General features: G+C 58.2%; 17 protein-coding genes. 11 read left to right on the top strand and 6 right to left on the bottom strand.

Annotated features, from left to right (window positions below):
- Nucleotides 1-185 precede the first annotated feature (185 nt).
- Entirely contained in the window at nt 186-2285 is a 2100-nt protein-coding gene (fusA, locus tag ABUK12_RS10665) for an elongation factor G (protein WP_410016238.1), read from the top strand.
- 377 nt (nt 2286-2662) lie between these two features.
- On the opposite strand, the gene ABUK12_RS10660 is transcribed toward fusA, so the two are convergent.
- The gene (locus ABUK12_RS10660) at nt 2663-4561 is read right to left on the bottom strand and encodes an autotransporter outer membrane beta-barrel domain-containing protein (RefSeq protein WP_410016237.1); all 1899 of its coding nucleotides are present in this window, start codon (nt 4559-4561) and stop codon (nt 2663-2665) included.
- A gap of 316 nt (nt 4562-4877) precedes the next feature.
- Between ABUK12_RS10660 and ABUK12_RS10655 the strand changes: the two genes are divergently transcribed.
- Nucleotides 4878-5261 (top strand): hypothetical protein, encoded by a 384-nt coding sequence (locus ABUK12_RS10655; RefSeq protein ID WP_410016236.1) that lies wholly within the window; start codon nt 4878-4880, stop codon nt 5259-5261.
- 536 nt (nt 5262-5797) lie between these two features.
- On the opposite strand, the gene ABUK12_RS10650 is transcribed toward ABUK12_RS10655, so the two are convergent.
- Complete coding sequence (locus tag ABUK12_RS10650; RefSeq protein ID WP_410016235.1) at nt 5798-6622, bottom strand: DUF2076 domain-containing protein; 825 nt, start codon at nt 6620-6622, stop codon at nt 5798-5800.
- Between the two features lie 303 nt (nt 6623-6925).
- Between ABUK12_RS10650 and ABUK12_RS10645 the strand changes: the two genes are divergently transcribed.
- From ABUK12_RS10645 to ppnP, 7 genes are all read left to right on the top strand, one after another.
- Nucleotides 6926-7591, top strand: a complete 666-nt coding sequence (locus ABUK12_RS10645) for an epoxyqueuosine reductase QueH (RefSeq protein WP_410016234.1) — start codon at nt 6926-6928, stop codon at nt 7589-7591.
- A gap of 364 nt (nt 7592-7955) precedes the next feature.
- A complete protein-coding gene (locus ABUK12_RS10640) occupies nt 7956-9164 on the top strand; it encodes an OFA family MFS transporter (RefSeq protein ID WP_410016233.1) in 1209 nt (402 codons plus the stop codon).
- A gap of 222 nt (nt 9165-9386) precedes the next feature.
- Nucleotides 9387-9524, top strand: coding sequence for a hypothetical protein (locus tag ABUK12_RS10635; protein WP_410016232.1), 138 nt, complete (start codon nt 9387-9389; stop codon nt 9522-9524).
- Between the two features lie 123 nt (nt 9525-9647).
- On the top strand, nt 9648-11189 hold the full coding sequence (locus tag ABUK12_RS10630; RefSeq protein ID WP_410016231.1) for an FAD-dependent oxidoreductase: 1542 nt from the start codon (nt 9648-9650) through the stop codon (nt 11187-11189).
- A gap of 287 nt (nt 11190-11476) precedes the next feature.
- Nucleotides 11477-12001: a shikimate kinase AroL gene (gene aroL, locus ABUK12_RS10625; RefSeq protein ID WP_410016230.1), complete on the top strand. Its 525-nt coding sequence runs from the start codon at nt 11477-11479 to the stop codon at nt 11999-12001.
- A gap of 71 nt (nt 12002-12072) precedes the next feature.
- Entirely contained in the window at nt 12073-12264 is a 192-nt protein-coding gene (locus tag ABUK12_RS10620; protein ID WP_410016229.1) for a hypothetical protein, read from the top strand.
- Nucleotides 12265-12481: 217 nt separating this feature from the next.
- The gene (gene ppnP / locus ABUK12_RS10615) at nt 12482-12772 is read left to right on the top strand and encodes a pyrimidine/purine nucleoside phosphorylase (RefSeq protein WP_410016228.1); all 291 of its coding nucleotides are present in this window, start codon (nt 12482-12484) and stop codon (nt 12770-12772) included.
- A 274-nt stretch (nt 12773-13046) separates the two neighbouring features.
- On the opposite strand, the gene rdgC is transcribed toward ppnP, so the two are convergent.
- On the bottom strand, nt 13047-13958 hold the full coding sequence (gene rdgC, locus ABUK12_RS10610; protein WP_410016227.1) for a recombination-associated protein RdgC: 912 nt from the start codon (nt 13956-13958) through the stop codon (nt 13047-13049).
- Between the two features lie 113 nt (nt 13959-14071).
- The gene (locus tag ABUK12_RS10605; protein ID WP_410016226.1) at nt 14072-14962 is read right to left on the bottom strand and encodes a LysR substrate-binding domain-containing protein; all 891 of its coding nucleotides are present in this window, start codon (nt 14960-14962) and stop codon (nt 14072-14074) included.
- A 111-nt stretch (nt 14963-15073) separates the two neighbouring features.
- Here ABUK12_RS10605 and ABUK12_RS10600 point away from each other — a divergent pair, with 111 nt between their 5' ends.
- Nucleotides 15074-16156 (top strand): SDR family oxidoreductase, encoded by a 1083-nt coding sequence (locus tag ABUK12_RS10600; protein ID WP_410016225.1) that lies wholly within the window; start codon nt 15074-15076, stop codon nt 16154-16156.
- Here the strand turns inward: ABUK12_RS10600 and ABUK12_RS10595 are convergent.
- Together ABUK12_RS10595 and sbcD are read right to left on the bottom strand one after the other, a co-directional pair.
- Entirely contained in the window at nt 16116-19790 is a 3675-nt protein-coding gene (locus tag ABUK12_RS10595) for an AAA family ATPase (RefSeq protein ID WP_410016224.1), read from the bottom strand. The genes ABUK12_RS10600 and ABUK12_RS10595 overlap by 41 nt on opposite strands.
- Nucleotides 19787-21100 carry an exonuclease subunit SbcD gene (gene sbcD, locus ABUK12_RS10590; protein WP_410016223.1) on the bottom strand — a complete coding sequence of 438 codons (1314 nt, stop codon included), beginning with the start codon at nt 21098-21100 and terminating at the stop codon, nt 19787-19789. Before sbcD ends, ABUK12_RS10595 begins: the two co-directional genes overlap by 4 nt.
- A gap of 211 nt (nt 21101-21311) precedes the next feature.
- On the opposite strand from sbcD, the gene phoB reads away from it, so the two are divergent.
- Nucleotides 21312-22001, top strand: a complete 690-nt coding sequence (gene phoB, locus ABUK12_RS10585; protein WP_162367673.1) for a phosphate response regulator transcription factor PhoB — start codon at nt 21312-21314, stop codon at nt 21999-22001.
- Nucleotides 22002-22003 lie beyond the last annotated feature (2 nt).

The following is a 22003-nucleotide window of genomic DNA, read 5'->3' as shown; positions in this document are numbered from 1 at the left end:
GCTGACATTGAAGACAGGGCGCAAAAGGAGCATTCTGGCAAAGCGCGCCGGCATTTTTTAACCCTATTGCCGGAAAGCCTGGGATTGCGTTAATAAGACTTTTTATTACATATGCCCCGTCGCCATAGGCCGGCGGGGACGGTTAAACAGCAGGTTTTGTCCTGTAGGGCATTTAAGGTAATTGTATGGTCCGTAAAACTCCCATAGAGCGATATCGCAACATCGGCATCAGTGCGCATATAGATGCCGGCAAGACCACCACCACCGAGCGTATTTTGTTTTACACGGGCGTCAGCCATAAAATCGGTGAAGTGCATGATGGCGCCGCGACGATGGATTGGATGGAGCAGGAACAGGAGCGCGGCATTACCATTACCTCAGCTGCCACGACAACCTTCTGGAAAGGGATGGCCGGTAATTATCCGGAACATCACATTAATATCATCGATACTCCCGGGCATGTGGATTTTACCATCGAAGTGGAACGTTCGATGCGGGTGCTCGACGGCGCCGTGATGGTCTACGACTCGGTAGGCGGGGTGCAGCCGCAATCGGAAACCGTGTGGCGCCAGGCCAATAAATATAAAGTGCCGCGCATCGCGTTCGTCAACAAAATGGATCGCACCGGAGCGGATTTCTTCCGGGTCCAGACCCAGATTGCCAAACGCCTGAAAGGCGTGGCGGTGCCGATCCAGATTCCCGTGGGCGCGGAAGAAGGTTTCCAGGGCGTGGTCGATCTGGTCAAAATGAAAATCATTGTCTGGGACGATACTACCCAGGGGGTTAAGTTTACCTATCAGGATATTCCTGAAGATTTGCTGGCCCCGGCCCAGGAATGGCGCAACCATATGATGGAAGCGGCGGCGGAAGCCAGCGAGGAACTGCTGAATAAATACCTCAATGGCGAAACGCTTACCGAAGACGAAATCAAGGGCGCCATTCGTAAACGGACCATCGCCAATGAAATTGTGCCGATGCTGTGCGGCAGTGCGTTCAAAAATAAAGGCGTTCAGGCGCTGCTGGATGCGGTGGTTGATTATCTGCCGTCGCCCATTGATGTGCCGGCAATAAGCGGGCATGACGAGGACGATAAGGAGGCGGAACGTCATTCCAGCGATACCGAACCGTTCTCCGCGCTGGCGTTTAAGATCATGACCGACCCCTTTGTCGGCCAGCTGATCTTTTTCCGGGTTTATTCCGGCGTGATTGCCACCGGCGACTCGGTTTACAATCCGGTCAAGGGAAAGAAAGAGCGTTTGGGCCGGCTGCTGCAAATGCATGCCAATGAACGTAAAGACATTAAGGAAGTGCATGCCGGCGATATCGCCGCCACCGTGGGCATGAAGGATGTGACCACCGGCGATACCCTGTGCGATCCGGATCATCCGATTATCCTTGAACGTATGGTTTTCCCCGATCCGGTCATTTCACAGGCCATCGAGCCTAAAACCAAGGTCGATCAGGAAAAAATGGGTATTGCCCTGGGGCGTTTGATGCAGGAAGACCCGTCGTTTCGCGTCAAGACCGACGAGGAGTCCGGCCAGACCATTATCTCCGGCATGGGCGAGCTGCATCTGGAAATCCTGATGGAGCGTATGCGGCGTGAGTTCGGCGTGGCGGTGACGGTGGGTAAACCGCAGGTGGCCTATCGTGAAACCATCAAAAAGACCGTGGAAGAAGTGGAAGGCAAGTACGTTAAGCAGACCGGCGGCCGTGGGCAGTATGGGCATGTGGTGTTGAAAATCGAACCGCAGCCGGCGGGGAAAGGGTATGAATTCGTCGATGCCATCAAGGGTGGGGTGGTGCCGCGCGAGTATATTTCCTCTATCGATAAGGGTATTCAGGATACCTTGACCTCCGGCGTTTTGGGCGGTTATCCGGTGGTGGATGTGAAAGCTACGCTGTTTTTCGGTTCCTATCATGAGGTCGATTCCAACGAAAATGCGTTTCGTATGGCGGCGTCGATGGCGTTTAAGGATGGGATGCGCCAGGCGCAGCCAATTCTGCTGGAGCCAATGATGGCGGTGGAAGTGGAAACGCCGGAAGATTTCATGGGCAACGTGATGGGTGATTTGTCGTCACGGCGCGGTATGGTGCAGGGGATGGAAGATATTCTCGGCAGCAAGCTTATTCGTGCCGAAGTGCCGTTGGCGGAAATGTTCGGTTATTCCACCACGCTGCGGTCTATGTCGCAGGGGCGCGCCACTTATACCATGGAGTTTAAACACTATTCGGAAGCGCCGAAAGCGGTGGCCGAGGCAGTGATCAAAACCCGCGGTAAGTAACGCTATATATGCCCGGTGATGGCGGGCTTATCGTGCCATGGGGCGCCCGGTCGGGCGGGAAAAGCACGCCCGATTCGGCCCCATTGGCACGCTCTCCCTTTGACACGCTCGTTGCAGGATTTGTGTTAGCGGGCCTACCGCGCCATGGGGCCTCGGTCGGGCGGGAACACCACGCCCGATTCAACCCCATTGGCACGCTCTCCCTTTGACACGCTCGTTGCAGGATTTGTGTTAGCGGGCCTACCGCGCCATGGGGCCTCGGTCGGGCGGGAAAACCACGCCCGATTCGGCCCCATTGGCACGGTCTCCCTTTGACACGCCTGCATTGAGATCGGGGTTGGCGGGCTTACCGTGCTTATCTTGAGCCGGGTTTCGTGTCAGAACCGGTATTTCACGCCCACTATGCCGGTGGTGTCGCTGTAGCCTCTATTGCCAACCTGTTGTGCGACATTGCCCCAAAGATTAACATTGCGGTTAATTTGTCCTTCAACCCCGAGCTTAAGTTCTGCGATATTGGCCGCGCCGTCTTGGCTGACCGTTATCCCATCCATGCTGACGCCAAAATCATCCGAATTGTGGATCCAGTTAGCCTCGACATAGGGCTGAAAGGCCCGATCCTTGTCGTTGTCCCGCTCACTGTAAGTGTGCATATAGGCTTTAACGCCCAAACGGGTCTGGATATTGCCGTCACCTTCTCCCGATACCCTGGTGCCGTTGGCTTCGGTATGGTCATCGGCTTTGACGCCCATCCAGATGGCCTGGACCTGGGGCTGGACATAATAGGTGGTGTTTTTAGCGGCGTTTTCGCCGAACTTAACGGCATAACCGCTTTCAAGCGAGGCGCTGGCTCCTTTGGACTTATACTCTTCCTCGTTTAAATCCTGGCCCGACACCCTATTGTTAAACCAGCCATATTGTGTCCAGCCGTCGATATATAAACCCGTTTTGTCCATCGCATTGGCATACCAGGTCGCGTAGATACCCAGGCTATACCCGTCGACAGCACTGTTTGCACTGTAGCCGGATACGCGTGACCCGGTATTACTTTTAGCATTGCCGTAGCCGGCCATAACACCTAATCGAATACTATCGAGGCTGCTGCTGCTCCACTGGCCGATATCGCCGCCCAGTTGCAGTACATAACGATTGCTCTGGGTCCTGAGCTGGCCGCCGTCATCACGGGAACGGTTATGACCGCCTTCATTGATTAGCCACAGACTGGTGGACTTGTCCTCGCCCGTCAGCGCGTCGGTATAGTGAGCCATGCCCTGACGATTATCCAAACGGTTGGCGAATAGGGTATTGGCGGCGGCCAGATTGGCGGTATAGCTCCCTGCCTCCGGACGTTCAACCCGTCCCGGTTCTGGGGTGGGGACGGGTTCTGGCGATGGGCCGGGCCCCGGATTCGGATCCTCGACCGAGCTATGCAAATACCAGTTCGCGGCATCAGTTCCGGCGCCGCGCGTCAGGGTATAATCATAGGCGCCCGCCACAATACGGCCTGATTGCAAGAATTCACCGTCCGAGACGCCGTTGACCGAGATCAGTTCAATACCGTCCACGGTGGCGCCGCCGCCGCCGCCGGCATTATTGACGCTGACCAGGGTCGTGCCGGACGTATTACCGCCGATAATCAGTCTTTCAGTCTTTGTCGCATCATCAGATAACCGGGCATTAAAATTAAGACGACCGTTATTGCCGGCATAATCACCCGTCACGTTAAGTACGGTTCCGCCATCACCGTTAAGATTAATGGTACCCGCATTGTTCATGCTGGCGATAGTTTGGTTAAAACCCTGTAAATTCATCGTCCCGGCCGGGGCGACGGTATAGGCCGACCGGCTGCTGAAGGCATTAGCGCCTCCGGCGACTAACGTTGCGCCGTGAATAACGGTATCGCCGGTGTAGGTGTTTTCGCCGGTGAGAGTCAATATGCCGTTATTAACATTGACTATTAACGGCGCCGCAGAGCCGGTGTTTTTAATATTGCCCGTTAACCGCCACTCCCCATCGCCATTTTTGGTCAGGGTTTGAAAATCGGTGATATCGCCCGACAGCAGATCCGCGGCGGGCGGCGATCCGGCCACGCTATTGAGCACCAGGGCATTGGCGCCTTCGCCGCCGCTGATATTACCTGTAAGCGTCGATCCTCCTTCAAGGGTTAAACGGTCATTACCGGGACCGAAGGCGATATTGCCGATAATTACCCCGCCGGTATGGTTGGTCAAGGACACCGCGGTGCCGGAGCTGCCGATAACCGTATTTGCCGGGTCCATGGCTCTGAGGGTACCGTAGTTGTCAATAACATTGCTGCCGATGTCGGGATCGGCGGATGCAAACCAGATTGCCGACCTGCCCGCGCCTTGAATTAAACCGCGGTTTGTAATGCTATTTCCGCTGCCCATGACAGTAATTGCGTCATTTGTGGGTGACGTCCCGAGGCCCAAGACCTGGGCGCCGGTTTCTACGTTTAAGTTGTTATTATTGTTAAACTCAATGGTATTGTGACCCAGCCCCCACGCACCGGCGCCGGATAGGCCATCCGTGTCGTTTTGCACCGTCGCGCGTGCCTGAATGGCAATCGTGGCGCCCGTGTCAAACGTGATGGCGGTGACTGTACCGGTTTCAATCCTGGCGGCAGGCAGCACCAGAAGATTCACATCATTCATCCCCGGGCCGTTGCCGACGGTGTCGGTTTGTACCGACAAGTTGGTACAGGTGGTGGTTTTGCCATTCGTCGGCGGGGGGGTACACGCCGCCCAGGTGTTGCCCGGAGCGGTAAAAAAAAACCATATAGCGGCCATCATTATTATATTAAATTTATTTATTATTTTTAATTCAAATTGTCTTGTTATAGTAATAAATAAAGCTAAAGCATCACGGGTAAATCGCATTGCTACAGTTGTTTTGCGCATCATTACCGGTCCTTTCAGAGATAGGGTAAAGAGGGTTCGTGCGCCAGGCGAAAATATTTGACCCTGTGTTCTGGCTTAATTCACGACCCGTCCGGCTGCCGGTGCGCTCGACCAAATAACATCTAATGCGCGCGTAAATATCCGGCATTATATATTTAAATAAATAAAATCCACTTATGATTGCTATCCCTGCGATAAAGTAAAATTACTGGCACGAGACAGGCCGAAAGAAATAGAATAGCCAAAGAGTATGGTTTCAATAATTAGAATTATTTTTCAGGGGTTAAATATAAATAGATAAAATTAGTGTAGGCGCTGGAGGTTTTTTTTCCAAGAATTTATATGGCGGAATAATTTGCCGTGGCATGAACATAAATAACCGGCGTGAGTGTTGATTACCAGCGCGGTACGATGCCATGTCGGTCTTGATTGCGCGTTGTCAATAAAGAAGCCCACGCTAAGCGTGGGCCCAGACTGCTGACAACGATGCGCATACCCTGAACGCGGGTATGCCGGGCAGGGAACGTAACGCGGCGACCCGGCCACCCTGCTTATCGGCCAGGCTACAGCCGGCCTCTTCCCCGCGGTCGGCGGCGATCAGACAAAATCATCGTCGTCGCTGAAGCCATCGTCCACGCCGAAGCTGTCATCCGTGCCAAAACCGTCATCTGTACCGAAGCCGTTGTCCGCGCCGAAACCGTTATCGGCATTGGTATCGTTGCCATAATCATTATTGGCGAACGTATCATCAGTGCCGCTGGCGCCAGGGAAAGGGTTGCCAGAGACATCATTGAAGGTATCGAGATTGTCGCTGGAGAAATCCTGGTTGGTCAGGGGATCGGTGGCGGCATCCAGGGGCTGATCGATAACATTGACTATCTCCTGCGGCTGGCTGTTATGGAACATGCCGGTAAGCATGTTGCCCAGCACCACACCGCCGGCGACCCCGGCGGCGGTTTGCAGCGCGCCGGCCAGAAAGCCCCCTCCGCGCGGCGCCGCCTGCGGCTGGTTATATCCCTGAGCATAACCGTTGTATCCGGGCGGCGGCGCGGCCTGGCCGCCATAGCCGGGAGCCGGTGGCTGCTGCTGGTTATTCCAGGCGGGGGCGGGCTGCTGCGCACGGGCGTTCCGGGCCGCTCCGCCGCCAAACAGGTTGCTGAGAAATCCTCCCTGGCTTGGCTGCGGCGCGTTTTTCAAGGCGGTAAGCTCGGATTCCAGCTGCTGTACCTGCTGGTGCAGGCGCTTAAGCGCGGCTTCCTGGATCAATATCGACTGCGCCATATAATAAGGGGCTGCGGGCTGCTGGCGGATAAATTCCTGGATTTGCCGATCCGCTTCGGCGTCGCGGGGGCCGGCTTTCTGCTCCGCCTGTTTCAGACGCTGAAAAAGACCCTCGATAATACGTTGCTCTTCTGATTGCATGGTAATGACCCTATAACCTTGTTCACATGCGCAACGGGCTGCGCTTTCTTTAAATCTAGTCTCATATTGGCGAATCATAAAGGCGCCATGCGTAAAGGTTTTTAGAAATGTGTTACCAGTCCACACACCGGGCGGGGGGATGCCGGGAAAGTGTGCCGGGCCGGCCGCGTTTTTTTTGTGGTTGACAGACCGGCGGTTAATAACTATTTGATACTCCTTGTTAAACCCCGCGCCGCCAACCCGCCCGGGATATGTGCTATATTGGCCAGCCAGACTCTTTATCTGACCTTAGAGAAAGCGCCCATGGCCGACTTCATCCGACCGCTACTGAAACTGCCGCAGGGCGCCGACAAACTGCTGCTGCATTCCTGCTGCGCGCCCTGCTCGGGGGAAGTGATGGAAGCGCTTAGCGCTTCCGGTATCGACTACACCCTCTTTTTTTACAATCCCAATATCCATCCCCAGCGTGAATACCTGATCCGCAAGGAAGAAAATATCCGCTTTGCCGACCAGCACCAGGTGCCCTTCATCGATGCCGATTATGATACCGACAACTGGTTCGCCCGGGCGAAGGGTATGGAGCGGGAACCGGAGCGCGGGATCCGCTGCACCATGTGTTTTGATATGCGTTTTGAACGCACCGCGCTGTATGCCTATGAACAGGGTTTTAGCGTCATCTCCAGTTCGCTGGGCATTTCCCGCTGGAAGAATATGCAGCAGATCAATAACTGCGGCCAGCGCGCCGCCAGCCACTACCCCGGCATGCGCTATTGGGATTACAACTGGCGCAAGCAGGGCGGGGCGGCGCGCATGATCGATATCAGCAAGCGCGAGCAGTTTTACCAGCAGGAGTACTGCGGGTGCATTTATTCGCTGCGCGACAGTAACCGGCACCGCAAATCGCAGGGGCGCGATATTATCCGTATTGGCGTCAACTATTATCATTACCAAACGCCGGAGAGCGAATGAGGGGAGGAATAGCCGCCCGCCATACCGCCGGCGCGCGCCGGCGAATAATATTATTATTTTTTTGGGTTGCCGTTCCAGGGTTAAATTTACCATAGAGTAAAATGTGTTAATTAAAGGATCGTTATTGCCCATGGCGTTTAATAATTGCCTATTTTTCGCAACCGATAAACAGCAATATTGCCCTGCTTGCCACCGCCGTAACATGTAATTATGCCGTTCATACCCCAAGGCGTGCATTTCATTCCTTATTAACGGTATCTCATGCCGCATTTAGACCGTCTCGTTAACCGCGCCTTTATAGTAAAGCCAGTTAACCCGTTTTACGGGCATCGATTCTAAAAGAATTGTTAATGCGAGGCAGAATATGAATACGCAATATGCGACCCACCTGCGGTGGCTTACATTGTTCGGGACCATTATGACCCAGTTCGCCCTGGGGTCGGTTTATACCTGGAGCCTGTTCAACGGTCCGTTGGCCGATAAGCTGCATCAGCCTGTCAGCCAGGTGGCGTTTGCGTTCGGACTGCTCAGCCTGGCGCTGGCGCTGGCGTCGTCGGTGGCCGGCAGGTTTCAGGACCGCTTTGGCGTGCGTAACGTTACGCTGGGCGCTGGTGTTTTGCTGGGCGCGGGGTTTTGCCTGACCGCGTATGCCGGCAACCTGACGATGTTGTGGCTTTCCGCCGGTCTGCTGGTGGGGTTTGCCGACGGCATCGGTTATCTGATGACGTTATCCAATTGCGTAAAATGGTTTCCGGAGCGTAAAGGGGTGATTTCCGCCTGCGCCATCGGCGCTTATGGTTTGGGCAGCCTGGGATTTAAATATATCAACAGCCGCCTGCTGGCCCAATACAGCCTGGAAACCACCTTTATGCTTTGGGGACTGATTGCCATGTTGCTGGTCATCGCAGGTGCCTTATTAATGAAGGATGCGCCGCAACAAAGCGTGAACAAGACCCGGGCAACACGCGATTTTTCCCTGGCGCAGTGCGTACGCATCCCGCAATACTGGTTATTGGCCCTGATGTTTTTAACCGCCTGCATGAGCGGGCTGTATGTGATCGGCGTGGCGAAAGATATTGGCGAGAATCTGGTGCATTTAACCCCGGCGGTTGCGGCCAATGCCGTGACGATTATCGCAGCGGCCAACCTGGGCGGACGCCTGGTGCTCGGCGTGCTGTCGGACCGGATGTCGCGTATGCGGGTCGTCTCGCTGGCGCAGGGAATTTCACTGCTCGGCATGGCGCTGTTATTGTTTGTGCATCTCAGCCCGGTCTTGTTTTTTATGGCGATTGCCTGCGTGGCCTTCAGCTTCGGCGGCACCATTACGGTATACCCGTCGCTGGTCAGTGATTTCTTCGGCCTGAACAATCTGACCAAAAACTATGGCGTGATTTACCTGGGCTTCGGCATCGGCAGTATTATCGGCTCAATCGTGGCCTCGCTGTTCGGGGGATTTATCGTCACCTTCCAACTGATCCTGGTGCTGCTGGTTATTTCGCTTATCATCTCCTTAACCTTGCATCAGCCCGGTGAAAAAATACGCTTACGGCTGAATGAAGTAACGGGTAAATAACTATATCCGGAATAATTATCTATTATCTGTAAGCCGACAGTCCGCCTGGCACGGTCTGTCGGCTTTTTTTGAAAGTATTCTTAATCAAATTACGTTTTAATCCTTTTTCATTATTACCGGCGCGTGAACAAATAATAAGAATGATTATCCTCAACCGCCTTGCTGGAAATAAAGGTTACAGGATAATTCCCATTCCCTTTATAGGCAAAGGAAGGATTAACCATGATGAAAGAACCCGCCGCCGGTGGAGGCATCTTGGGCGGCATGGCGCGGCAAAACGGTGGCGGTGATATCGGCGCCCTGGGCCGGGCGCTGAAAAAAATCATTGCCTGGCTGCGCGATCTCTTCAATAGCGACTAGCCGGCGGCGCTGCGCTTACCCGCTTCATCATCTCCCTTCGCCGGACTTCACAGCCGGCGTTTAGCTGCTAGGCTTAATCATAGCACTCCAGACTGTATGGTCTTTAACAAGAAGGAGCCTATCGTGGCCTATCAAGAAGTGATGTCGTTAACCGCATTGCCGGAATTGGCACCCAAAAAAATCAGCCTGGGCGATACCGATATTCTGTTGATAAAAAAAGGAGATCGGGTTTTCGCCCTCGAAGCCACCTGTCCCCATTCCGGCGCTCCGCTGGAAAAAGGCGCGCTTTGCGAAGGCAAGATTATATGCCCCTGGCATAAGTCGGTATTCACCATTGAGGAAGGCGCGCTGTGCGAACCTCCCTCCCTGCGCGATTTAAAGCGTTATCCGGTCAAGATTGAACAGGGCAAGCTCTGGGTCGACCCGCAGGCGGAACCGGGCGCGGGGCCGCTGGATAAGGTGACGACCCAAGATGCGCTGGTGGTCCTGGGCGTCGGCGCCGGCGGTAGCGCCGCCATTAAGGCGCTGCGCGAAAAGGGTTATCACGGTCGCCTGGTGGTTATCGAACGTGAAAAACAGGCGCCTTACGATCGCACCACCTTGTCCAAATTTGTTCCGCAGGGAGATATGGATATCGACGAGGTGCCGTCGCTCCTGGACGATGATTTTTATCAACAGCAAAAAATCGAGCGTATTAACGGCAACGTCGAAAAACTGAGCGCCGCCAAGCATCAGCTGCGGCTGGAAGACGGCACGATGATTCCTTATCGCCAGCTGTTGCTGGCCACCGGCGGCATCCCGCAGCGCCCCGATTTGCCCGGCAAGGCGCTGTTCGGCATCCAGGTCCTGCGCAGCTGGGAGCAGGCCGCCGTGCTGGTAGACACCGTCGAGAAGGAAAAACGCCTGGTGATTATCGGCAACAGCTTTATCGGCATGGAAGTCGCCGCGGCGTTCCGTAAGCAGGATGTGGATGTGACGGTGATAGCCGAGCATCCGCTGCCGTTCGAGAAACAGTTCGGCAAAGAGCTGGCGAGTTTCTTCCGGCGGCGTCACGAGCAGAAAGGCGTGAAATTTGTCGAAGGCCTGCCCGCGGAGTTTACCGGCGAGCGTCAGGTGGAGGCGGTAGTGTTGAAAGACGGTACGCGCATCGAGGCCGATTTGGTGCTACTGGCCACCGGTGTGGCGCCGGCGACCGGGTTTATTGACGATCTGCCGCTGAATAAAGACGGTAGCCTTAATGTGGACGCCTCCATGTCGGCGGGCCAGGATATTTTTGCCATCGGCGATATCGCCACGTTTCCGCTTAACGGCAAACCCACGCGCATTGAACATTGGCGTGTGGCCCAGCAGCATGGCCGCGTGGCCGCAAGCGTGATGGCGGGTCAGGATGAGATCTATGATTCCGTACCGTTTTTCTGGACCCAGCATTATGGCGTGCGCTATGAGTATCTTGGCCATGCCGGGAAATGGGATACCATCGACATGACCGGCTCGCCCGATAACGATGATTTTGTGGCGCTGTATGCCCTCAACGATGAACTGGTGGCGGTGGTCGGCACCGGTCGTATGCGCACCACGGGTACCTTGCTTATCAAGATGAGGGAGAAACTGACGCTGCAGCAGGCGAAACGCATCGTGGCGGAAGTGGTGGAGCCGGAAAGCTAACCGAGGCCGCCGGCCCGGGCGTGCCCGTCTGGGAGGGCCTTCCTGAAAAACTGTCCGTTGCGCGGGCGCGATCGCCGGTCTTTTTTTGCCGGTTCCGGCCGACGTAAGGGACAATCCTGTAATGAATATGGTATGTAATAAGCTGGCATGCGGCGGCTGCGGGGCGTCGCATGCCCGGCCCGCGACTTTTCGCCCAAAGGCCGTTCGCCGGTTAGTGCGCGTGCGAAGTCAATGCTATGATGCGCAGCTGGACTGAAAAAGTCGTTGGATAAAAGGATATGCGGTTAATGACACAGCCCATTTATTTGGTTGGCGCTAGGGGATGCGGTAAAACCACGGTTGGCCTCGCGCTGGCCGGGGTGTTGGGATTTGAGTTTATGGATACCGACCAGCTGTTGCTGAGCACCACCGGCCGCAGCGTGGCGCAGATCGTCAAGAGCGAGGGCTGGGCGGGATTCAGGGCAAGGGAAAGCGCTATCCTGCGCGCGATTGCCGGCGGGCGCAAAGTGATCGCCACCGGCGGCGGCATTGTGCTGGCGGAGGCCAATCGCCGGTTTATGCGGGCGAACGGCACGGTCATTTACCTCCATGCCCGGCCTGAGGTCCTGGCGCGGCGCCTGGAGGCGTTTCCCGAGGAAGACCAGCGGCCAAGCCTGACCGGGCGGCCGATTGCCGAGGAGATCGCTGAAATCCTGCTGGCCCGGGAAGCGTTATACCAGGATGCGGCCCACCATGTGCTGGATGCGTCCTCTTCCCCGGAAGCCGTGGTGTCGGCGATATTGCAGCAGCTCCACCCCTGCGCCGCCGGATAACGCGGCGCCATGCGCAACCCCGGGGATTGACCTATACTTACCCGACCAAATCATAAAATAAGGAAGTGATTATGGCGAGTAAACCCCCTTATCCCCGCGAAGCCCATATCGTTAAAAAAGAGAAGGGGCCGCCGGGTAAAACCAAGACGGTGTTTGAGCTGCGGGCCGATCATCCCAAGCCCGACACGCTTATCAGCGAGCATGATTCCGAACACGAGGCGCTGGACGCGAAAGCGCGCTATCAGGGCGAAGACAAGACCTGAATTCCCTGCCAGCCGGATCGGAACACTGCTTCCCGGTCCGGCTAATTATCTTCACCTAAGACGGTTATTTTCTTTTTTCTCGCCGGTGAATCCGCCGCGCTTATCCGCGGGTATTTTTTTGCACGCCGGCCGGCATTTCCCGGTAATAAGGCGTGACAAATCAACGATCGTGCTTTTACTATGAAGTACTGAAAATATTATCGAAAGGAATGGATCTATGCTGAATGTAAATGAGTATTTTGCCGGGAAGGTAAAGTCCATTGGTTTTGATTCCGCCAGCATCGGCCGCGCCAGCGTGGGGGTGATGGAAACCGGCGAATACACATTCACCACGGCACAGCCCGAGGAAATGACCGTCATTAACGGCGCGTTGCGGGCATTGTTACCGGGCTCCCACGATTGGCAGGTCTTTATGCCCGGCGAAAAATTCTTTGTTCCGGCGCAAAGTGAATTTATTGTCCAGGTGGCGGAAGCCAGCGCGTATTTATGTAAATATATGAGCAAATAATGGGGCAAAATCGCGGGCAGGCTATGGTTTGCCCCGAAATGCCGGCAAAACGGCGCGGAAGTCGCCGGGCAGGGAGAGCGGAAAGCATAACGCGTCATGGAGTCATCCGCCGGTAGCGTGGTGGTCCAAGGCCACAGGCGTTGGACCGCACAATGGCGCGCACGGATGGGCGCCATCGCTGCGCGTCCGGGCGCGGCCCCGCTAAAAACGGCACGGCTTCACGGTGTTGTTACCCGTCTGATCCTGGCCTCGTCACTCCCGCCAGCAACCTTTTTCAGCGCTGGGCTTCGCCGCCCAGGGCAACGGTCAATTCTTCAATAAGCGTCGCCAGTTCGCCGGTCATCAGGATAAAATCCGCGTCAAAACGCTGGGCAAAATCCTCGCGATCGATATCGTCGTTCTGTTCGCGTAAGGTATCGGAAAACTTAAGGCGCTTGATTGTGGCGTCGTCGGCCAGGATAAACTGCACCCGTTCCCGCCAGTCCAGCGCCAGTTTGGTCACCACCTTGCCGGCCTCGATATGGGCGGCAATTTCGTCGCTGGCCAAATCCTGCTTTTTACAGCGAATGATGCCACCGTCCTCCAGCAGCGCCTTGAGTTCGGCCTCGTCCTGCACCAGGAATCCGGCCGGCGGTTCACCGCCGCGCACCCACTGCGTCAGGGTCAGCTCAATGGGGTTTTCCAGTGTCAGGGGCACCACCGGCAGCGAGCCGAGGGATTTACGCAACAGCGCCAGGGCATCCTCGGCTTTCTTGGCGCTGGCGGCGTCGACAATCACCAGGCCTTTGACGGTGTCCAGCCAGATGAACGTCTGGCTGAAGCGGCTGAACGCGCGCGGCATCAGGCTGAATAACACCTCATCCTTCAGCGCGTCTTTTTCCGTTTTGCGCAGCTTACGGCTTTGCTCGGTTTCCAGCTTATCGATCTTGCCGTTCAGCTCTTGCTTGACCACGGAAGACGGCAGGATTTTTTCTTCTTTGCGCACGCAAATCAATATCTGGTCATTAACGGCATGGGTTAACGCGTCGCTTTTGTCGCCCAGCGGAGATACCCAGCCCGACTTGGCCATATCCTGGCTGCCGCAGGGGGTAAATGATGAGGCCGCCAACTGTATTTCCATCTCTTGCGCCGACAGCGTAATATCGCGGTTCAGGCGGTAAATCATGATATTTTTAAACCAAAACATAAAGTGAGATCCCTGATCCGGCACGTCGGTAAGCGTGCGGGTTAATCAAACGCAGCGCGCATGATAGCGCATCCCGGCGCTAAAATCGGCAAAAATCAACCTGGCCGCGGCGTCTACAGAATGTCCGCCAGGGCGGCGGCAAGATACTCCACCCAGGCCCGTACCTTGCCGGGAATAAAGCGCGCGGCGGGATACACCGCATGTACCGCCATCGGCGGAAAATAATAGTCGGGCAATACGCGTACGAGGGTTTTGGCGGTTAACTGCCGGCGGATCAGCGGTAACTGGACGCCGCCTATCCCGAGTCCCGCTTCTATGGCCTGGATAAGCGTAAAGGTATTATTGGCCAAGAACACCGGACGGACGGTCAACATCTCCGCGCCCCTGGGGCCCAGCAGGGTGAGTCCGGCGCCGTCGCCACGGCCGCTGTAGCGAATGTAAGGACGTTCGGCTAATTCCGCCAGGGTTTGCGGCGCGCCCTGCCTGGCAAGATAGCCGGGCGCCGCGGCCAGGACACGCTGCAGGGTGCCGAGCCTGCGCGCCACCGTGCCGGCGGTGCGCAGTTCCCCGAGACGTAGCGCGACATCAATTCCCTCGCTGATCACATCCGCCACCCGATCGTCCAGCAGCAGTTCGATAACGATATCCGGATGGCGCTGCTGAAAATCAAGCGCCAGCCGGGCGATATACTGCTGGCCGAGGCCCGTCGGCGCATGGATGCGCAAATGACCCTCCAGCCTCTGGTTCAGCCCCCGCAGCGTCTCTTCCGTTTCATTTACCGCCGCCAGGATCTGCCTGGCCTGCAGATAATAACGGCTGCCGCTTTCCGTCAGGGTGACGGAGCGGGTAGTGCGATAGAGCAATAATGTGCCCAGCAGTTTTTCCAGGGCGGCCACCTGCTGGCTTACGGCGGGCTGCGTCAGGCCCAGATCGCGCGCTGCCGCGGACAGGCTGCCCAGCTCGGCCACGCGCGCGAAGGTATGCATCGCGGTGAGTTTATCCATGGTGTTCCGTTTATTAGTTTTACTTATAACTGATAGTGGTTATGGTCCTATTATCACTTTTTTGCTTATCAATTATAGTGACGCATCGTCTTTTTTCAGCGGAGAAAACACATGCAAAATAATCGGATTGCCCTGGTGGTGGGCGCCAACGGCGTTATCGGCGGCCGGCTCGTCGCGGAACTGGAATCCCGGCGGTGGCAGGTTATCGGCCTGTCGCGCCGCGGCGGCCGCGACCGGCCCGGCGTCAGCTACCTGGCGGTGGATTTGCTGGACGCGCAGGCGACAGGCCGGGCGCTGCGCCCGCTGACCGGCATTACCCATATTTTCTACGCCGCCTACCAGGATGCGTCCGACTGGGCGGGACTGGTTGTTCCCAATATAATGATGCTGAAAAACGTCGTTGAGGCAATCGAGCCGGTTGCCGGGAAACTGGAGCATGTCAGCCTGATGCAGGGCTATAAAGTCTATGGCGCGCACCTGGGGCCGTTTAAGACACCGGCGCGGGAAACCGATGCGGGACATATGCCGCCGGAATTCAACGTGGCGCAACAAACCTGGCTGGAGCAACGCCAGCGCAATAAACGCTGGACCTGGTCCGCCATCCGGCCGGGGGTGGTGGGCGGTTTTTCCCTGGGCAATCCGATGAACCTGGCCATGAGCATTGCCGTCTATGCCTCCATCTGCAAGGCGCTGGGGTTGCCGCTGCGTTTTCCCGGCAAACCGGGCGCTTACCACGCGCTGATGGAAATGACCGATGCGGGGCTGCTGGCGAGGGCCACGCTCTGGGCCGCCACCGAGCCCCGGGCGGGCAACCAGGCGTTTAACATCAATAACGGCGATCTGTTCCGCTGGAGTGAGCTGTGGCCGAAAATTGCTGGCTATTTTGAATTGGATCTGGCGCCGCCATTGCCCATGCCGCTAAAGGAAGTCATGGCGGATAAAACGGAACTCTGGCGGGAATTAACCCGCCGGCACCGTTTATCCGCACCGGATTATCAGGCGGTGTCGGGCTGGCCGTTCGCCGATTTCGTGTTCTCCTGGGATTACGATATGTTTGCCGACGGCAGTAAGGCGCGCCGCTTCGGTTTTCATGATTTTGTCGACACCGAAGCGATGTTCTACGCCTTGTTCGATGAATTCCGCCGGCGCCGCGTTATTCCGGGCGCACCGCATAACGCGCCTCCAGCCTGCTGATGCCCAGGCCGTTGATCTTTTTCACTTTGATTTGCACCGGGATGCGTTCCTTCATGGCGTCCACATGGCTGATGACGCCTATCATCTTGCCGGTGGCGTTAAGCGAATCGAGCGCGTCCAGGGCAATATCCAGCGTTTGGGCGTCCAGCGTGCCGAAGCCCTCGTCGAGAAACAGCGAATCAATCTGGGTTTTGTGGCTGACCAGGTCCGACAGGGCCAGCGCCAGCGCCAGGCTCACCAGAAAGCTTTCGCCGCCGGAAAGGGTGCGGGTGTCGCGCACCGCATCCGCCTGCCAGGTGTCCACCACTTCAAGCTCCAGCTCCGCCTCGGTTTTGCGCTGCAGCTGATAGCGGCCGTGCAGGCGGGACAACTGCTGGTTCGCCAGATAAATCAGGTGCTCAAGCGTCAGACCCTGGGCGAACTTACGGAACTTGTCGCCCTCTTTGGAGCCAATCAGCTCGTTGAGATAGCTCCAGTCAGCGTAGCGGCCTTCGCCCGCGCTGATTTCCGCCATCAGGCTCTGCTGATCGCGCTGGCGCTGGCGGTGGCTTGCCAGTTGCTGCTGTAGCTGGCCTTGCCGCCGCGCCAGCTCCCATAATAATGCCTTAATATCGGCCAACGTTCGCTCCACGGCGGCAGAGTCGGCAGCCTCGTCCAGGGTGGCGGGACGATCGTCATGGTGTTGCCGCAGCGCCAGCTCCGCCTGCTGCCACATCACCTCCGCGCGCTGCCGCTCTTCCTTGATTTTCTCGCGCAGCTCACGCAGCCGATCCCGCTCCTGCCCGGGCAACAGGGCCGCCTGCAGCTCGGCCAGCCCGGCGTACGGGCTGTTTGCCAGCGCCTGCCGCAGCGCCGTCGCCGCCTGCTGCGCTTGTTGTGTCAGTTCCTCAAGCCGCCGCCGCTGCGAGCGGATTTCACCGGCCAGCAGATGCAGCTTTTCCTGCGCCTGCTGTACACTCAGTTCGGACTGCCGCCGGTCCCGCTCCACTTCCCCGGCCCGTGCGCTCAGTTGGGCGTTGAGCTGCGCCACGCTGTCATCGCCGGCCAGTTTGCGGCGTTCTTCACGCGCCAGGCGCAGCGCGTTGCCGGTTGTCTGCTGCCGCTGCGCGAGGTCGGCCAACTGTTGCGCCAGTTCGGCCAGGGCTTCCCGGTGGCCGCGCAGTTCGCCTTCCAGCGCGATAAGGTCGTTTTTCAGCGTCTGTTCCCGCTCTTGCTGGTACTGCCACTGCCGCCACTCCTCCTGGCGTTCGGCCAGCCAGGCGTCAACCGCGGATTCCGCCGGCAGGGTCAGTCCCAGTTGGGCGAGAGCCTCGCTGCTTTGCGCCGCCAGTTCGTCCATCCGTTGCTGTTGTTCCTGACGGCGCTGCTGCGTTTGCCGCAGACGTTGGGTCACCGCATCCTTCTCCTGGGCATTCAGCGCCAGACGGGCGTCGAGCCGTTGCCATTCGCCATCGGCCTGGGCAAGGGCGTCGCGGGCCGCCTGCAGCCCCTGGTTGTCCTGTTCACGCGCCTCCAACTGCCGGGCCAATGCCTGCTCATGCGCGTCCTGCTCAGCCAGCCAGGCGGCGGCGTGTTCGCCGGGCGCCAGATCCAGCCCGGCGGCGGCCTGTCGCCAGGCGTCGTCCAGCAACGCCAGTTCCTCTTGCAGGCGTACCTGTTGCGCCGTCGCCTGGCGCTGCTCCTGCTGCAGCATCTCGAGACGGGTAAACGCCGCCACCACTTCGGCCTTAAGCCGCTCCACCTCCGGCAGCAGTTCCTGCCGCCGCCGATCGGTGTGTTGCGGCTGCAGGTCCTGGTATAGGGCGATGCCGGGATGCTCGGTGGCGCCGCATAGGGGGCAGGGATCCCCCGGTCGCAACGCTCCGCGCAGTTCTCCGAGCGAGACGATATGCATTTCCAGGCGATGGCGCGCGGTCATCTCGTCCAGCAGGGCGGACTTATCCGCCTCGGCGCGCCGCAGCGCCGCCAGCGCGGCGGTAATAACGTCGCAGTCGCGCCGCAGTTGATCTTCCCGCGTGCGGTTGGCCGCCAGATCGCGGCTTACACGCTCCATTTGCGGCAGCAGGGACGACATCAGGGCGCGCCGGCCGCGCTGCTGCTGGCTGTGCTGCCAGTCGGCGCGCAGCGCGGCCAACGGGAACCGGGATTCCTGCTCATCGTGCAGGCCCTGACGTTCCGCCAGCTGCGCCGTGAAGGTCATTACCCGCTGCCGGCAGGCCTGCGACGCGCTGAGTTCCTTCTGGCGCGCAATATCGAGTTGTTCAAGTTCCCGCATGATTTGCGCGTCTTGCCGGGCCAGTTCGTCGATGTCGCGCTGTTCGCGCCGGCGGCGGGCAAACAGCTCGCGCCAGAGGGGGAGCTGCCCGCCCCATTGCCGGCAGACGGCATGCTCAAGCAGATAGCGGGCGACAAGCTGCGCCTGTTGCCCGGCCTCCTGATGTTGTTGTTGTTTCAGCGCCTGCAGCGCCTGTCGTTTCCGCTGCTGTTCCGTTTGGGCTAACCGCTGTTCCTCCTGTTGCGCGGCCTGTTGTTCCAGCCCGGCGATTTTCTGGTCCAGCGGCACGAGATGGTCGTTTATCAACTGCTGTTGCGCCAACTGATGCCGGGCGTGCTGCTCCCAGCGCGAGCGGGCGGCATCCGCCTGCTCGCGCAGCGGTTGCAGCGCCTGCTGGCTTTGCAGCTCCACCGCGCAGGCGCGGGCGAGCTCCTGCTCAGCCCGTTCCAGGTCCACGGCGCTGCGTTGCCGATCGTCGAGCAGGGGGCGCAGGGATTCCGCCGGTTCGCCGCGCGCCAGTCGCGCCAGCGGCGCCTGTGCTTCCTGCGCCGCCGCCTGCGCGGCCTGGCGCTGGGCCTGTGCCTGCGCCAGGGCGCCGGTCAACTGGCGCTGCCGCTCCAGCCAGGCGTGATGCCGTTGCGACTGCGATTGTTCGGCGTTCAGCCGGGCCTGCTCCAGGCGCAGGCTATCCAGCTCGGCGTCAAGTTCCCGCAGTTGGGGTTCGCTCAATAGTTCGATGGCGGCGGCGCGCGTACGCAGTGCCTCCAGTTCCCCGCGCACCGTTTTATGGCGTTCGAAAATTTCAGCGGAAATGCGGCCGTAGATATCGGTGCCGGTCAGTTCCTCCAGCAGTTCGGCGCGATTTTTCGCATCGGCGTTTAAAAATGCGGCGAAATCCCCCTGCGCCAGCAGCACCGATTTGGTAAAACGCGCGAAATCCAGGCCGGTCAGTTCGGTGGTCAGGCGCAGCTTATCGCTGATTTTATCCGCCAGGATGGCGCCGTCGGCCAAACGCGCCAGTTCAACCCTGGCGTTTTGCAGTTTGCCCTGCGGGCTGTTTTTCGCCCGGCGCTGGCTCCAGAAGGCGCGATAGCCCACGCCCTTGACCGAAAACTCGACTTCCGCCAGCGATTCGGCGGTAAGCCGGGTCATCAATTCCTGGCCGGGCAAGGCGTCCAGGCGGGGCGTGCGGTGATACAGCGCCAGGCAGATGGCGTCAAGAATAGTGGTCTTGCCGGCGCCGGTGGGACCGGTAATGGCAAACAGGCTGGCGCGGTCGAAGGGGTCGGCGGTAAAATCAATTTTCCACTCGCCCCTGAGCGCATTGATGTTTTTCAGCCGCAGCGTCAGGATTTTCACCGGGCGTCTCCTTTGGTTGCGGCATCCGGCGCCGGCGGGTTTTCCGCCGCGGCGCCTTGCTGTATGTCCGCCGTTACCTGGCGATAGAGCAAGCGTATGGCGTCCAGGTTCTCCGGCGCGGGGGAGGGGATCAGCGCCAGGCGCCGCTCAAACACGTCCCCGGCGCTCAGTTCGACCAGCGTTTCCCGTTGCCGGCGCGCCAGTGCCGACAGCCGCTGCTCGCGGTTACGGCGCAACAGCACGATTTCCACCGGCAAATCGGCCGCCAACTGCTGGATACGCTGCTGGATATCATTCAGCCAGGCGTCTGTCACCACCTCGATATCCAGCCAGACGGGCGAGGGCCCCGGGTAATCGCTAAACGAGCGCAACTGCGCCTCGATGTCCGCCAGGTCGCCTTTTATCAGGCGCAGGGCCTGGGTCTCCGGGATCAAAACCGGGGAAATGTCCGCCACGCCCCCGGCGTCGAAACTGACTATATTGATCTGCTTGGGCTGCCCGGTTTCATCAAAACTCAAGGCGATGGGCGAACCGCAATAGCGGATATGCTGCTGTCCGCCCACGCACTGCGGGCGGTGGATATGGCCGAGGGCGATATAATCCGCCGGCGGAAACAGCTGGGCGGGAAACGCGTCCAGGCTGCCGATATAAATATCGCGTACCGAATCGGTGGTGGCGGCGCCCACCGTGGTCAGGTGTCCGGTGGCGATAATCGGCAACCGGCCGGGCAACTTGGCGCGCAGGGCCAGCGCCCGGTCATATAGCGCCTGGTAATGTGCGGCGATGGCGTCCATCAGCGCCCGCTGTTTATCATCCCCCGATTCTCCGGCGCGGCTGGTCAGCACATCCCGCGGGCGTAAAAAGGGGATGGCGCACAGTATCGCCCCCGGCTTTCCACTACGATCGTTAAGTACAAAAACCGGTTGCCCGCCGCTGTCTTCGCGGTCGCCGTCGGCGTTGTCGTCATCGTCCCGGGCGCCGAACCCGCCGCCGGCGATAACCCGGGTATGCATGCAGGCCAGCAGCGCCCGGGATTCGTTCAATGTCGCCACCGCGTCATGATTGCCCGCCAGTATGATCAGCTGGCAACCGGTCGGCTGCAACGCCACCACGAAACGGTTGAACAGTTCGCGGGCATAGCTGGGCGGGGTGCCGGTATCAAAGATATCGCCGGCCACGATCACCGCGTCGATATCCCGCTCTGCCACCTGCGCCACCAGCCATTGCAGGAAGGCGCGATGCTCCCGGGCGCGGTTTTTGGTGAAAAACGACTGACCCAGGTGCCAGTCAGAAGTGTGAATGATCCGCATGACGCTCCAGCCAGAGTGCAAAAGTCAGGGCGAGAGTATAAACCTTACCCCGGGCGATGCCGACGTAAAGCTGTTAATTTGGCAACCCGGGACGAAAAAAAACCGCCATCCGCTATGCTTCTGGCACGATGGGCTGATTTTAATAAATCTGTCATAAAAGTGACGCATAATGCCCGGGCACGTTAACCGCAGAGATTAATGGCAGGAAAAAATGGCAAAACGCATATTAGTCGTGGAAGACGAAGCGCCGATTCGTGAAATGGTGTGCTTCGTACTTGAACAGAATGGCTTCCAGCCCATCGAAGCCGAAGACTACGGCACGGCGGTCAGCCGTATGGCGGAGCCTTATCCGGATCTGGTATTGCTCGACTGGATGTTGCCAGGCGGTTCGGGAATACAATTTATCAAACATATGAAACGCGAAGTATTGACCCGCGATATTCCGGTCATGATGCTGACCGCGCGCGGCGAGGAGGAAGACCGGGTGCGGGGGCTGGAAGTAGGCGCCGATGATTATATCACCAAACCGTTCTCGCCCAAGGAGCTGCTGGCCAGGATCAAGGCGGTGATGCGCCGTATTTCGCCGATGGCGGTGGAAGATAAGATTGAACTGCAGGGCCTAAGCCTGGATCCGTCGTCGCACCGGGTAACCTCCAACGAACTGGCCCTGGAGATGGGACCGACCGAATTTAAACTGCTGCACTTTTTCATGACCCATCCCGAGCGGGTATATAGCCGGGAACAGTTGTTAAATCATGTCTGGGGCACTAATGTGTATGTTGAGGACCGGACGGTTGATGTGCATATTCGCCGCCTGCGCAAAGCGCTGGAAACCGGCGGTCACGATCGGATGGTGCAGACGGTCCGCGGCACCGGCTATCGTTTTTCCGCGCGCTATTAGCG

The sequence above is a fragment of the Sodalis sp. C49 genome (assembly GCF_046352915.1).
GTDB lineage: Bacteria > Pseudomonadota > Gammaproteobacteria > Enterobacterales > Enterobacteriaceae > Acerihabitans.
The sequence above is the reverse complement of the archived record's forward strand: the minus strand, read 5'-3'. Positions and strand labels throughout refer to the sequence as shown.